Here is a 13,258-nt window from a genome sequence, read left to right on the forward strand (position 1 = left end):
GCTCTCTAAGATTTATCGTAAAAAGTCCATGAGGGTTGGCTGCATAATGCGAGAACCAACTCCTAATGCCGCGCGATGTAAGCTTTCCTGCATCTTCAAATCTGTAATAACACGCTCGATATCCGCATCTTCATTATCAGAAAGAATTCTGTTTGCGATGACTTCTTGTTCGCTGACACGGGCATCAATTAGTTCTACCCGATTATATCTCGCTCCAAGCTCAGCACGTTCGGCTACTAAATTATCAATATGTGAATCTAGCTTATTAAGGAACCCACTTAGTTCTTCTCCTGATGTACCATCAAGTGCTTTCATCAACTCATTAATATCTCCAAACAAACCACTTTCTTTTGAACCAGCAGTATGGGTAAAGACATTTTTCGGGTTTATGTTAACTGCAACTTCAATACCTTGAGACAGCTCCAGATTAACCGAGTTTGTATTTGTCGAAACAGATGGTGTTTTATCAAAATCAACAGGCTTAGTTGTTGTATCATTCCCATTAAAAATGTACTTCCCCGCAACCTGTGTGTTAGCGATGGAAACAAGGTGCTCTTTCAGCTGTTCAATCTCTTTTCCAATCATACCTTTTTGAGATTCTTCATAAGTACCGTTACTTGCTTGAACGGTTAGTTCACGGATTCGCTGCATCACACTTGTCGCTTTATCAAGTGCTGCATCTGAGTTTTCCATCCAGTTGTAAGCTTCAGATAGGTTACGTTTATACTGCTCAACTTCCGTTAAGTTCGTTCTGTACGTCATACCTTTCATAGCGACAACTGGATCATCTGATGGACGGCTAATCTTTTTTCCAGTAGTAAGCTGCTCTTGTGTTTTTGCCATGCTCTCATAGCTATTGCTAATATGTCGAAGCATGTTATTAGATAACATGGATTGTGTTACTCGCATTACTTACACCTACCTTCCGACGACACCCATGCCGTTAATGATTTTATCTAGCATTTCATCGATTACTGTAATGTTCCGAGCAGATGCGTTATACGCATGCTGGAACTGAATCATGTTCGTCATTTCTTCATCTAAAGAAACTCCGCTTATGGATAAACGGCGTTGTTGAACGGAATCTGTTAATACCGCTGAGTTGTTTGTTAAACGAACCGCTTGCTGTGCATCAACCGCCATTTTTCCAATTGCACCTTCATAGAAACTTTGTAAAGATGACTTACTGCCTGGAAAGTCCAAAGCACTGTTTTTCACATCCGCTAACAATAAAGCATTGCTTCCATCCCCACCAAAAGGGTTGGTTGCTGCTGCGATGTGATCAAGTTCTTTCATATGATCATGCAGTTTAAGGTTTTTAGCTGCATCTTTATGATTGGCTGCACTTATTGAACCGTTAAAATCAAAGAAATTATAATTACTATTCGTTGTACCACCATTGCGAATATCATCTAAGCTCCATCCTTGAGAATGAACTTTATTGAACTCTGTTGCAAACTGATATGCCATCTCGTCAAGATTGGTTAGCATTTCTGGATAGATACCTTTTACACCATCAGTATCATTGTATCCGTATGATTCTAGCATTCCTTTAAGTTCTCCGCTTGTAAAATCAGCTATGTTAATAGGTGTAGCCGAGTTTTCAATTGAAATGCTGTTCGCTAGTTTATTGCCAGAGTCATCATAGTTGATAAAAAGATGATTCACTGTTGCTGTCTCTGAATTCAACAATGTATACTCTTGTCCGTTTTTATCTTTTATCTTGATGTCGTAAAGTCCTACTGACAGCGGATTTTGCTTTTCGCTTTTCTTTTGCGGGTCAATTTCAACATTTAAAAGAGTAGATAAACGATCTACCAAGTTATCTCTTTCGTCATAAAGTGTATTTGGCAGGTAGCCATGCGGCTCTACTTCACCTATCTGGATATTGATCTTATTAATGTCATCTAACAGTCCGTTTATTTCTTTAGTTGTTAGATCAGCTTGTGCTTTAATATCTTGTTGAATAGAAGAAAGTGAGTTTGATAAATAGTTGAACGTTTCTGCCACTGCTAAACCGCGCTGACGCACAACTGAGCGAGCTCCTGAATCTTCAGGGTTCACTGAAAGATCTTGAAGTGACTGCCAGAAACGATCAAGTGTTTTAGCTAGTCCGTTATCAGAAGGTTCGTTCATGATATCTTCCATCTTCTCAAGGGCTTCACTTCTCGCACTCCAATAACCGAGCTTGTTATTTTCTCCTCTAAATTGAGTGTCTAAAAAGCCTTCTCGTACACGTTCAACAGACCCCGCTTTTACTCCAGTTCCCATCTGTCCTGGAATTTGAGGTCTGTTCATACTTGCAGCGGGGTAAGCTTCTGTCTGAACAAAGTTCACTCTTTGACGGCTATACCCGGGAGTATTTGCGTTTGCTATATTGTGACCTGTCGTTTGCAATGCGGATTGCTGAGTAAACATCCCTCTGCGGGCTGTTTCCAATCCATGAAAAGTTGAGCGCATGATAATTCCTCCGTAGGGTTAAGCTTTTGAATCAAAAAGTGAAGATGAGTGATTCGCGTAAGGATTCTTTTTTGTATTGCTGTATGTAGATGGTTCACTTTGCGGCTGAACCATACTTAAAGACATGTTCACGTATTGCAATGATTGCTCTAGTAACTCTTGGTTTAATTCGTTCCTGCTTTTTAGAGCTTCATAAGCCTGGACAAGGTGTTCTTGAAGATGAAGAAGTCTTTCTTTTTCAGGAGCTTCCGCCTGATCTAGCATATCCCCAAGAGTTACATTTGCAAACTTAAGCATTCTTTCTTTTTCGATCATCTGCAGTTTTTTCACTTGAAGGTCTTCTTCTTTTAAAAGAACATCTAATGCCTTCATATCTCCAAGTTTCAGAACCTCTGTTTTACGTTCTCCTAAAGCTAGAAGGTCTTCATGAGATTTCAACAATCGTTCAAGCAATGATGTCATTTGTGCCGTTTCCATGAATGACCTCCTAACCCTTTTGCCAGAAGTTAATGATAGACTTCGCTGTTTCAGAAACATTTACTTTGTATGTTCCTTTATCTACTAGACTCTTAATTTCAGTTATCTTTTCAGCACGGTCTGATTCAAACTTTGAAGACGACAATAACTTCTTAGCTTCATCCGAAATTTGAATTTCATCTTTCTTATAGCCAGACTGCACTTTTTCATGTTTCATATTTTGCACCTGATTTTTGTAAGGGTTGTTTTGTATAGAATTAAAATGGTTGATACGCATTATTAGTCACCTCATTTAGAGACTGTGTTCTCTTATTTATTATATCGGTAACACTCGGTATTTCTTTAAAGAATGAAACGAATTTAGGTTAATTGTCATCTGTATGGTAAGAAGGTAATGCTTCTTGTTGTTTTTTCACAATAAAATCTTCAATAGATAGTTCCGATTTTAGTTTTTCCTTACACACTTGGCAAAGTCTTCCGTCATTAATAGGTTTTAGACACCCGTCACATGGATAGGTGAAATTCGGAAACCCTTTAACGCGAATTCTTCCCTGATGTATAAAATAGATAATTTTGTTTTCTGATACTGTTGTAGCTTCACTTACATCCACAATTGTAGCGTTGCGGTTTTCACTTTTTCTAATGAATCGATATACTTTATCGTATTGCTGTTCTTCTTCACGAAAACACGCATCACACGTTTTCCGAATTCCTCTTACAAACAATTTTCCGCATTGCGGACAGTTCAATAAATCACCCATTACATTTCCGCTCCTTAGCATTCTATCTTCTTAATATATCGGAAAATACAAGGAAGGTTTTAACGGGACATTCGCTTTATTTATCTGGCAAGAGTGATCGATGATATTCGATCGGCTCCAGCTTCTTTCAGGACTTTTGCCGCATAACGCAATGTGCTGCCTGTTGTATAAACATCATCGATTAATAAAATCGTTTTATCTTTTACAACGTCCTCATCGTTAACTATAAATGGGTTATTCTTTTTCACCATTCTATCTTTACGCGTCTTCTTACTTTGCTTTTCTTCATGAGTCACTCTCTTTAATAGATGTTGAACATTGCTAGTGAAACTTTTTGCAAATATTTCCGCTTGATTAAATCCTCTTTCATATTGTCTTTCTTCACTTAATGGTATCGGAACAAGAAGAGACTCTCGGGTAATATTATTAAACTTTGAACGAGCCAGTGGATAAAAAGCCTTCAACAGTTCAGCATCTCCACGATATTTCATCTTTGCAATGATTTCTTTCAGAAAATCGTTATAGACATAAAGTGACCGATTTTGTTGCAGCATTCTCTTCCATTTTTCATCTTCCTCCCAGCGAATGCAGTCATAGCAACAATCACCTTGTCGATATTGCTCGGGAAATAATGAAAATGATCGACTGCAAATTCTACAAATATCCCCCTTAATCAACTCAAGTTTCGCCATGCACGACTGACATAATAAAGGATCAGCATTTACTCCGAATAATGCTGACCAAGACCATGTTTCTGAATAAGATTGATGACAATATAGGCAATAGCTCAAAATCCAGCCTCCTTGTTCATGTCTCGAATATGTTTTATGGCACTCAGCATACTCAGAGATTTCCCGTAATGAAAAAAGAGCACCTGCCCATTATGATCATCTTTACTTCTACCTGCTCTTCCTGCCATTTGAACGAGTGCACTCTCAGTAAACACTTCATGATCTGCTCCGAAAATGACTACATCTAAAAATGGGACAGTTACACCGCGTTCTAAAATCGTCGTTGTGACTAATAGCTGTATATCTCCTTGTCGAAACCTTGCTACTTTATCTTTTCTTCGCGTATCCTCTGCATGAACAAAATCGGCGATCACTTCAACATGCTCTTTAATACGTTCAGTTACTTTTTCAATGATGGATACAGAAGGTACGAAAATCATTGCCCGTCTTCCACTGACAGCTTGGGATTTAATCCATTTCAAAAAAGCAGGAGGAAACTTCCCTCTTTCTAATCGCTTCTTCCACTCTCCGCTCCAGACCATTTGCGGTACAGGCAAAGGAAATCCGTGAAATCTGATCGGTATTTTTACACATGGGAGATTGTTTTGAATAACTTCTTTTTTCATCTTTCGGGAGGGTGTTGCTGAAAGGTAAAAACGAAGAGCATCGGTTCGCGCCGAAAACGAAACCGCCTGCTGAAGGGTTTTATCGTAGGAATATGGGAATGCATCGACTTCATCAACGATCATAAGATTAAACGCTTGTTTAAATCTATAAAGCTGATGTGTCGTTGAGATGACTAATTGTGCTGGTGTTTCTCTTTCTTCAGATCCGCCATAATAGCTGGCAATTAAGGTGTTTGGGAAAGCCTTCTTTAATCGGAGTGCTAGTTCTAGAACGACATCGGTACGTGGTGTTGCAATGCAAACCCGCAATCCCATGTTCAATGCTTTTTCTATTCCATGAAACAGAACTTCGGTTTTCCCGGCTCCACATACTGCCCAAATCAATAGTTCTCCATTTTTCCCGATTTGTTTAACAAAACGATCAGATACAATTTGTTGTCCTGCGGAAAGTTCCCCTTGCCACATTAACTGATGATTTGATTTATGTTTAACTTCTGGACCTGTCCAGGATAAAAGAGGAGTACACACACTAACTCTTCCCATCATTATGCAGTTCCGGCAATATACGCAGCTTTCGCTTTTACATCGAAAACATGAAAACGAAGCATACAAATGATCTTTTTCATTGCCGCATCGATTGCATTGCCACCCATACTTGGTTTTCTTAACACCGTGGTTGTACATGACAAAGCCATTCTCATAATGGTCTTGGATTATTTTTAAAGGAAGTTGAAGTTCATCAAGAAGAAGCATCTTACCATAAAGGATTTGTTGGAGTTTTTTATCATACTCAAACGAGCGATTCAGAGGTTGTGCTTCAGTTTCAGGAAGTTCACCAAAAGGAACTGGCTTTAAATCGAGGTTTTCTACAAGTGTTTCAGGAGCAACTGTTAAACGATCGTTTAAAAAATAGGAGACAAACCTCATTGAGTCGTCTCCTGTTGTGTTAGAGAATGCATTATCATCTCTCCAATATTATTCTTTTATCCATGTGATTCCTAGCGAACCTTCACCCAGGTGTGTTCCAATTACAGGTCCAAAATAGCTGATAGAAACATCTGCATTCACAAACTTCCCGCGAAGTTCTTCTGCAATCTCTATAGCATCGTCTTCACGTTGTGCATGAATGACACTTATCGTTGCTCGATCATCAGTCTTTAAATCTTCATCCATTAAATTAAAAATGCGCTTCAATGCTTTCTTTTTCGTACGTACTTTTTCAAATGGTACGATCATTTTATTTTCAAAATGAAGAATCGGCTTGATCTGTAATAGGTTCCCTACAAAAAGCTGCGCTGTATTTAGTCGGCCTCCACGATGTAAGTGATTCAAATCATCTACTAAAAAATACGCTGGTATTCCATTATTCTTCATCTGCAGCAGTTCGTTCATGATATCGTATCCTTTAGAACCTTTACTAGCAAGCTTTGCTGCTTTTAACACATAAAATGCTTGTGGTGAACAGCTGATTTCAGAATCAAAAACATGGAGCTTGATTCCTTCTACCATTTCACCAGCTGCGACCGCACTTTGGTAGGTCCCGCTAATTCCGCTTGATAATGTAATCATAACTGCTTCATCGTAGTTTTTAGAAAGTTCTTCTAATAACTCGACTAGTTCACCAATTGCCGGCTGTGAAGTCTTCGGAAGTTTCTCTTCACGGCTGACCATTTCATAAAAATCATCAACTTTTATTTCTGCTTCTTCTTTATATGTTTCATTGTTAAAAATCACGTTGAGCGGAATCATTACAATGTTCTTTTCACTGCGGATATGCTCGGGTATGTATGAAGTACTGTCTGTAATGACGGCTACCTTGCTCATATTTTTAATCCTCTCTTATGCAAAAATCTTGTTTTCTTTTTCCTTTAACAGTGTACATCATCAGGAAAAGTAATTCACCAAATTCAGTTTTCCCTTTAGCTTTCTATTCGCCTTTTCCATAGTGTATCCTTTAACTATTTTAAAGGTCTTCTAAGTGTTTGCTGCATAACCCATAAGCTCCGTACAAAACAGAGCGATTTTGCATAGTTGATATTCTCAATTCCGGCTTAACAGGTACATATTTTTCGAGATTCTCATCTATTTTACTTAAGTATGGAGCAAGCTCGCTGCCAACGCCTCCACCTAGTAGGATCACTTCTGGATTCAGAATTGCTGCCGCATTTATAATAGCTGCTGTAAGATGTCTAACCGCATCATCAATAATCTTCCGTGCAGCTTGGTCTCCCTCTTCCGCTAGCTTAAACAATTGTTTAGTTGTCACTGATTTTCCCGTTTCTTCTTTATACTTAAGAGCTATCCCAAACCCGCCTGCCTGTGTGCTTAAAAATCCGTATCCAGGTCGTGCCGGTGTGAACCCATCAATCAAAACATCCTTATCCGTCACCATATACCCGACTTCACCTGCAGAGAACCGGCTTCCTGCATAAACTTCTCCGTTAATGAGCAATCCCGCTCCAATGCTTGTACCGATCATAAAATAAAGGGCATGCTTCACATTTTGCAGACTCCCTTTTTCAACTTCCCCTAACAGTCCTGTGTTCACATCGTTTCCAACAAAAACAGGAATCCCAAGATTATCATGCAGTTTTTCACCTAACGGATAACGATTCCACTTAAGACTTGGTGCTTTTAATACCATGCCAGTTCGGGTATCAACTAATCCTGGAACACCTAAGCCTATACAGCACACTTCTTCCATCGTTATTCCTTGCTCATTCATACGCATTTTCATTTCTTCTGCCAGACACTCTGCAACATCTGACAAAATTACTTCACTCGTAATTAACGTTTTTGCATTTAACAACTCGCCATCAGCATCAAACAACCCGCATTCAATGGTTGTTCCTCCTACATCTGCAGCTAGAATGTATTTCTTTTTCAATCTTTTCACCACCGTTCAATATATAACACGCTGTTTTATTCAATACGAAAAAGTTTAAACTTTTTAAAAAATATTTTTTCGAATGAAGAAGGAAATTGTCGGATTTGGAAGAAATTACAATGTTACATAGGAAAAAAGGAGGTTCAGAACCATTGGATCATAATCTATACATTGTCATTTTATCTCTATTTGTTTGTTTTCTTTTCGCACTAGTTTCCATAGAGTGGACTCAAAAGCGGTCAGAAGAGCAAAAGACGAAGCACCGATTTTTAATTTTAGGTTCCGTTACAATGGGTATCGCAGTGTGGGCGACACACTTTATGGGCATGCTGTCCATTCAAAGTCCGATTCCTATGTATTATGATCTCCAGACCATGTTACTTGCTTTTGCAGCAGGGATTATTTTTTCTTATGCATCTTTCTACCTTCTTCAGTATAACGTGCAAAAGCTTCTAAAAAAACTTTGGGCACCTGTTATTACTTTTGGATCCGGATTAATTTTAGTTCATTCAATCGGTTTATTAACTATGCATGTCCATATGCCTCTTCAGACTGACTTACCCTTGATTCTTTTATCCGTCAGCTCTGCATTCCTTTTTTCTTGGATAGGTTTTCGAATTCTCCTTTTACAAGCCTTTAAGTTTAGACTGATAATAGCCAGCCTATCACTGACAAGCGGAGTCAGTCTTATGCATTATATCGGTGAGATGGCATTGGTTGGAGGGACACCTACATTTAATTGGCATAACGAATTCCCTCTAACAAACATAAATATTCTTTCAACCTTACTGGTATTAGGGGCAACGATTATTGTATTGATTCTCTATATATTAGAGCAGCTTGATCAGAAAAAAATCGTTCAGCAGCGAATCGAACTTTTAGAGAGCGAGCATCGATATAATTCACTTTTTGATCTTAATCCAGAGGGTGTTTTTGTAATCGGTCCTGATCGAAATTTTATCAAGGCGAACAAATCAATTGAAACCATTACTGGCTATACATTCGAAGAACTTCAAAAAATGCCTTACACGAACTTGTTAAAAGAAAACCAAGTCAAAAATTCATTGAACTTCTTAAAAAGAGTCATGGTGGGTGAAACCGTTAAACACCCACTGACGATCTATCATAAGGATGGCCATGAAGTGGAGCTTGAAATCACCAGCCTACCTTATTCAATGAATAATACCATTACAGCCGTTATCGGAATCGCAAAAGATATGACTTCATTTTATGAGGCACAGGATTTTAAGGAAAAAGCTCAAACACTTGCATATGTTGGCGAACTTGCTGCCGGTCTTGCCCACGAAATACGAAACCCGCTCACATCGATAAAAGGTTTTGCACAGCTATTTCTCTCACAAAATTCACTTGACGAAAAAAATCACTTCCTAGGAATTATGCTGCGAGAAACAGAACGAGTTAATTTTATCATCAGCCAGCTTATGATTTTGGCTAAACCTCACATGATCATCCTAAAAAAGCATAACTTAAACGAAGTACTTAAACGTTCGTTAAAATTTTTAGATGATGAAGCAGACTTTCATACAACTACTTTTCAGCTTAATCTGCCAGAAAACCCCGTCTATTTCAAATGTGAAGAAAACCTGATGACCCAGCTGTTTTTAAATATTTTTAAAAATGCGCTGGAAGCCATCCCTTCATGGGGAACGATTTCCGTCAGCCTTAAACAAGACAGTGAAAACATTCACATCTCTATACAAGATGATGGCCCTGGCATTCCAGATCACATCAAACCATTGCTCGGGCAGCCTTTTTATACGACAAAGGAAAGTAATCCTGGTCTTGGGCTTCTGATCTGTTATCAAATCGCACAGCATCACGGCGGCAAGATGAACATCGAGTCAAAAGAAGGCTGTGGGACGACGGTATATATCGAATTTCCAGTGAATGTTGTAAAAAATGAAAAAGAGTTGCTGGAAGCGAGCTCGATTTAAGGCGTTAGATAAGGATATTTTTACGGAAGTTAAATTGGTGCAGACGTAATCTCACGAAAATATAGGATATTCTCACGAGAATGCGATTTAATCTCACGAGCTATTCCATTAATTTCACGAGAACTATTAATATACTCGCGAGTCGACACACAGTCACAAACCCCAGAATCTCATTTGGACACAAAAAAAGACCTTCTCACTCGAAGGTCTTCTCTATCCTCATCAATTAACGTACTTTTACCCAGCCGTTTTTAATTGCTTCAACTACAGCCTGTGTACGGTCGTTTACATTCATCTTTTGCAAGATGTTACTAACGTGGTTCTTAACTGTTTTTTCACTGATATACAGCTCTTCACCGATCGTACGGTTGCTGCGTCCGTCAGCTAAAAGCTGAAGTACTTCACACTCACGGCGCGTTAAGATGTGCAATGGCTTGCGGTATTCCACCTCTACAAATCCAGCTTTGTTTTGTTGTGTTTTGTTCGTCGTAGATAAGCGGCGGAATTCGTTCAACAAGTTATACGTAATTTTCGGATGCAAATAAGCCCCGCCATCTGCTACAACTCTTACCGCTTCAATCAAGGAATCTGCGTCCATCTCTTTTAAAAGATAGCCTGATGCTCCTGTCTGAACCGCATGGGATACATATGTTTCATCATCATGGATGGAAAGGATGATTACTTTCGTATCAGGAGATTTCTCCACAAGACGTCGAGTTGCTTCTACGCCGTTGATATTCGGCATGTTGATGTCCATCAGTACTACATCTGGATTGTGATCGCGGACGATACTTTCCGCTTCTGAACCATCGTCACCTTCAGCTACAACAGAAAACTGATCTTCCATATCTAAAATGCGTTTTACTCCTTCACGGAACAAACGGTGGTCGTCAATAATAGCTATTCTTGTTTTCTCAGGTGCTGAGGCGTTATTTTCGTACACATTAACATTATTCATGTGTGAACCCTCCTAGTCTTGAATGGGAATTTGAATGTAAACACTTGTACCGTAGTTCAAGCGGGATTTAACTTTTAATGTACCTTCAAGGAGTTCTACCCGCTCCCGCATCCCCATCATACCAAAGGAATTGGACTTTGCAGGCTTGGATATATCAAATCCTTTACCATCATCTCGAATATATAATGAAATGAATTTTTGAGTAAACTCCAGTTTAACCTCGATTAAGTTTGCATCTGAATGTTTAACTGCATTGCTGACAGATTCCTGAATCAAACGGAATATAGCAATCTCCATTTTATTAGGAAAACGTCTGGATTGTCCCAAGGCATGCAGTTCAACTGTCTTCCCGGATCGTTCTTTCACGTTGCGTAAATACTTATCCAGTGTAGGAACAAGACCAAGATCGTCTAATGCCATAGGGCGCAAATCATATATAATCCGGCGAACTTCTTTTAAAGAATCGCGAACCATAACCCTTAAGTCTTTTATTTCGGCACGGGCGGCATCAGTTCCTTTTTCGGTATAGATTTTCTCTAAAAGCTCCGAGCGAATTAGGACGTTTGCCATCAATTGAGCAGGACCATCGTGAATTTCACGGGATACCCGCTTTCGCTCTTCTTCCTGTGCCTCAATGATCTGAAGACCAAATTCCTGCTTTTGTTTGGCATCCTGAACAAGTTCATTAATCTTTCTTAAATCACCGTTCAGGTAATTCAGTACAACAGAGATCTGTCCTGCCAGAGATTCAGCTTTTTGAACGGTTTCATTAAGTGCCAGAATTCGCCGTTCCAGCTCATCTCTTTTTTCACGAAGCTGTTTTTCGGTTTGCCGAATAATCGATAACTCAATCTGATACTTATTGGCATTCTCATAAGCATCACGAATATCTGATTCGCTGTATTTTTGAAAATGCTTGCTTACTTCTGCCAGGCGGGTCCGTGCCAATTTCGCCGACTCCTCTGTTCTGTCAGCTTTATGAATCACTTCGATCACTTGCTGTTTAACCAATTCAAGTTCACGATGCAGCTGCTGAAATTCCTGGCGAGAGTGCTCACTGATTTCAAAGATCTGCGATTGGCTTTCGGTTACCGTATCGATGGTTTTATTTAAAATTCCGTCCAGCAAATGTGGATCTATCGTTAATTTAGCTGCAGACATGTAAATTTCCCCCAATTAAAACGATAAAGAAGTACAAACGGAAGTTCTAGAACCATCTAGCCTAATTTTCATATAGGACTTCTTATCCATAAGCCATAAATCCTTCTTATATACTACATTCGCCAAGATGTGGAATTTTATGACTTTTCTTGCTAAAAAATATTTAAAGAATTTGAAGGATTTTTAAAATACCTTATAATGAAGAATATCATGTTACTTTACAGGATTGAAGATTTTTCGACAATTTTGACTTTAAATTTTTAATTACAACATCTCAAGGGAGCTTTTCTGTATATGTTATCCGACTATCTTACTGTCAAAGAAACTGGTCAGCACGAAATTGTGATTGATAAATCCCGCTTTATTGCGCACATCGCACGAGCAACGACGGAAGAAGAAGCAATCAGTTTTATCCAATCCATAAAAAAAGAACACAACAGTGCCACGCATAACTGTTCTGCTTATCTAATAGGTGAGACTGATAATATTCAAAAAGCCAATGATGACGGTGAGCCAAGCGGTACAGCGGGTGTTCCGATGTTAGAAGTTCTCAAAAAAAGGGAATTGAAAGACACGGTTGCTGTCGTAACACGCTACTTCGGCGGAATCAAGCTAGGTGCCGGAGGTTTAATCCGTGCTTATGGAAAATCCGTTTCAGAAGGCCTCAACCATATTGGCGTTGTTCAGCGTCAGCTTCATCAAATCGTGCACATCACGGTTGATTACACACTTCTAGGAAAAATGGAAAACGAACTTCGCAACTCGGTCTATCCTATCAAAGAAATGAATTACTTAGATAAAGTAGAAATTCAAATGTATGTACCGATAAAAGAAGCAGACTCTTTTAAAGACTGGATTACAGATCTTACAAATGCTCAGAGTGAGATCGAATTTGGTGAGGAAGAATATCTGGAAAAGGGTCATATTTAACGCACTTTTCTTACAGGTTGTTGCAAAAGAGATTTTCTTCATTGAAAAGTTAATTGGAGTGGAAGGGCGAGACTCCTGCAGGATGAGTGGGACAGTTGAGACCACTCAATGTCGCGAGGCGACGAGGGGGCTCAACGCACACCCTGCGGAAAGCGAGTCGTGTAACGGAAATTAACCTCTTACAAAAGCAACAGAGTTTTACCTAAACATCAATGGAAAAACATACATAGTGCTTTTTCCCTAATTTCAACAAAATGTAACAATAATTTTGTTGCTATTTTCCTTTTGGTCTCTTAACATTAAACTATTGCC

Annotated in this window: 13 protein-coding genes; 2 read left to right on the forward strand and 11 right to left on the reverse strand. The window is 39.0% G+C overall.

What is annotated here, in order from left to right:
* Positions 1-12: 12 nt before the first annotated feature.
* From flgL to ACFQ4X_RS13695, 9 genes are all read right to left on the reverse strand, one after another.
* Entirely contained in the window at positions 13-909 is an 897-nt protein-coding gene (gene flgL / locus ACFQ4X_RS13655; RefSeq protein ID WP_379835951.1) for a flagellar hook-associated protein FlgL, read from the reverse strand.
* Between the two features lie 9 nt (positions 910-918).
* Complete coding sequence (gene flgK, locus ACFQ4X_RS13660; protein ID WP_379835953.1) at positions 919-2,460, reverse strand: flagellar hook-associated protein FlgK; 1,542 nt, start codon at positions 2,458-2,460, stop codon at positions 919-921.
* A gap of 18 nt (positions 2,461-2,478) precedes the next feature.
* Positions 2,479-2,937, reverse strand: a complete 459-nt coding sequence (locus tag ACFQ4X_RS13665) for a flagellar protein FlgN (protein ID WP_379835955.1) — start codon at positions 2,935-2,937, stop codon at positions 2,479-2,481.
* A 10-nt stretch (positions 2,938-2,947) separates the two neighbouring features.
* The gene (flgM, locus tag ACFQ4X_RS13670; protein WP_379835957.1) at positions 2,948-3,214 is read right to left on the reverse strand and encodes a flagellar biosynthesis anti-sigma factor FlgM; all 267 of its coding nucleotides are present in this window, start codon (positions 3,212-3,214) and stop codon (positions 2,948-2,950) included.
* Positions 3,215-3,302: 88 nt separating this feature from the next.
* Positions 3,303-3,698, reverse strand: a complete 396-nt coding sequence (locus ACFQ4X_RS13675; protein ID WP_379835959.1) for a TIGR03826 family flagellar region protein — start codon at positions 3,696-3,698, stop codon at positions 3,303-3,305.
* 80 nt (positions 3,699-3,778) lie between these two features.
* Complete coding sequence (locus ACFQ4X_RS13680; RefSeq protein WP_379835961.1) at positions 3,779-4,489, reverse strand: ComF family protein; 711 nt, start codon at positions 4,487-4,489, stop codon at positions 3,779-3,781.
* Positions 4,486-5,982, reverse strand: a complete 1,497-nt coding sequence (locus ACFQ4X_RS13685; RefSeq protein ID WP_379835963.1) for a DEAD/DEAH box helicase — start codon at positions 5,980-5,982, stop codon at positions 4,486-4,488. Before ACFQ4X_RS13685 ends, ACFQ4X_RS13680 begins: the two co-directional genes overlap by 4 nt.
* A gap of 48 nt (positions 5,983-6,030) precedes the next feature.
* Positions 6,031-6,879, reverse strand: coding sequence for a DegV family protein (locus ACFQ4X_RS13690; protein WP_379835965.1), 849 nt, complete (start codon positions 6,877-6,879; stop codon positions 6,031-6,033).
* A 139-nt stretch (positions 6,880-7,018) separates the two neighbouring features.
* Positions 7,019-7,942 (reverse strand): ROK family protein, encoded by a 924-nt coding sequence (locus tag ACFQ4X_RS13695; RefSeq protein WP_379835967.1) that lies wholly within the window; start codon positions 7,940-7,942, stop codon positions 7,019-7,021.
* Positions 7,943-8,094: 152 nt separating this feature from the next.
* On the opposite strand from ACFQ4X_RS13695, the gene ACFQ4X_RS13700 reads away from it, so the two are divergent.
* The gene (locus tag ACFQ4X_RS13700; RefSeq protein ID WP_379835969.1) at positions 8,095-9,897 is read left to right on the forward strand and encodes an ATP-binding protein; all 1,803 of its coding nucleotides are present in this window, start codon (positions 8,095-8,097) and stop codon (positions 9,895-9,897) included.
* Positions 9,898-10,123: 226 nt separating this feature from the next.
* Here ACFQ4X_RS13700 and ACFQ4X_RS13705 read toward each other — a convergent pair whose 3' ends face one another.
* Entirely contained in the window at positions 10,124-10,855 is a 732-nt protein-coding gene (locus ACFQ4X_RS13705; protein ID WP_066292901.1) for a response regulator, read from the reverse strand.
* 12 nt (positions 10,856-10,867) lie between these two features.
* The gene (locus ACFQ4X_RS13710; RefSeq protein ID WP_379835971.1) at positions 10,868-12,016 is read right to left on the reverse strand and encodes a sensor histidine kinase; all 1,149 of its coding nucleotides are present in this window, start codon (positions 12,014-12,016) and stop codon (positions 10,868-10,870) included.
* Positions 12,017-12,310: 294 nt separating this feature from the next.
* Here ACFQ4X_RS13710 and ACFQ4X_RS13715 point away from each other — a divergent pair, with 294 nt between their 5' ends.
* Positions 12,311-12,946 carry a YigZ family protein gene (locus ACFQ4X_RS13715; RefSeq protein ID WP_379835973.1) on the forward strand — a complete coding sequence of 212 codons (636 nt, stop codon included), beginning with the start codon at positions 12,311-12,313 and terminating at the stop codon, positions 12,944-12,946.
* The last annotated feature ends 312 nt before the right edge of the window (positions 12,947-13,258 follow it).

It is taken from the genome of Fictibacillus halophilus, from assembly GCF_042680145.1.
Taxonomy (GTDB): domain Bacteria; phylum Bacillota; class Bacilli; order Bacillales; family Fictibacillaceae; genus Fictibacillus; species Fictibacillus halophilus_A.

Coding starts and splice junctions, on each gene's coding strand:
- flgL (WP_379835951.1), bottom strand. CDS start 909: ATGCGAGTAACACAATCCATGTTATCTAATAACATGCTTCGACATATT.
- flgK (WP_379835953.1), bottom strand. CDS start 2,460: ATGCGCTCAACTTTTCATGGATTGGAAACAGCCCGCAGAGGGATGTTT.
- ACFQ4X_RS13665 (WP_379835955.1), bottom strand. CDS start 2,937: ATGGAAACGGCACAAATGACATCATTGCTTGAACGATTGTTGAAATCT.
- flgM (WP_379835957.1), bottom strand. CDS start 3,214: ATGCGTATCAACCATTTTAATTCTATACAAAACAACCCTTACAAAAAT.
- ACFQ4X_RS13675 (WP_379835959.1), bottom strand. CDS start 3,698: ATGGGTGATTTATTGAACTGTCCGCAATGCGGAAAATTGTTTGTAAGA.
- ACFQ4X_RS13685 (WP_379835963.1), bottom strand. CDS start 5,982: ATGAGGTTTGTCTCCTATTTTTTAAACGATCGTTTAACAGTTGCTCCT.
- ACFQ4X_RS13690 (WP_379835965.1), bottom strand. CDS start 6,879: ATGAGCAAGGTAGCCGTCATTACAGACAGTACTTCATACATACCCGAG.
- ACFQ4X_RS13705 (WP_066292901.1), bottom strand. CDS start 10,855: ATGAATAATGTTAATGTGTACGAAAATAACGCCTCAGCACCTGAGAAA.
- ACFQ4X_RS13710 (WP_379835971.1), bottom strand. CDS start 12,016: ATGTCTGCAGCTAAATTAACGATAGATCCACATTTGCTGGACGGAATT.
- ACFQ4X_RS13715 (WP_379835973.1), top strand. CDS start 12,311: ATGTTATCCGACTATCTTACTGTCAAAGAAACTGGTCAGCACGAAATT.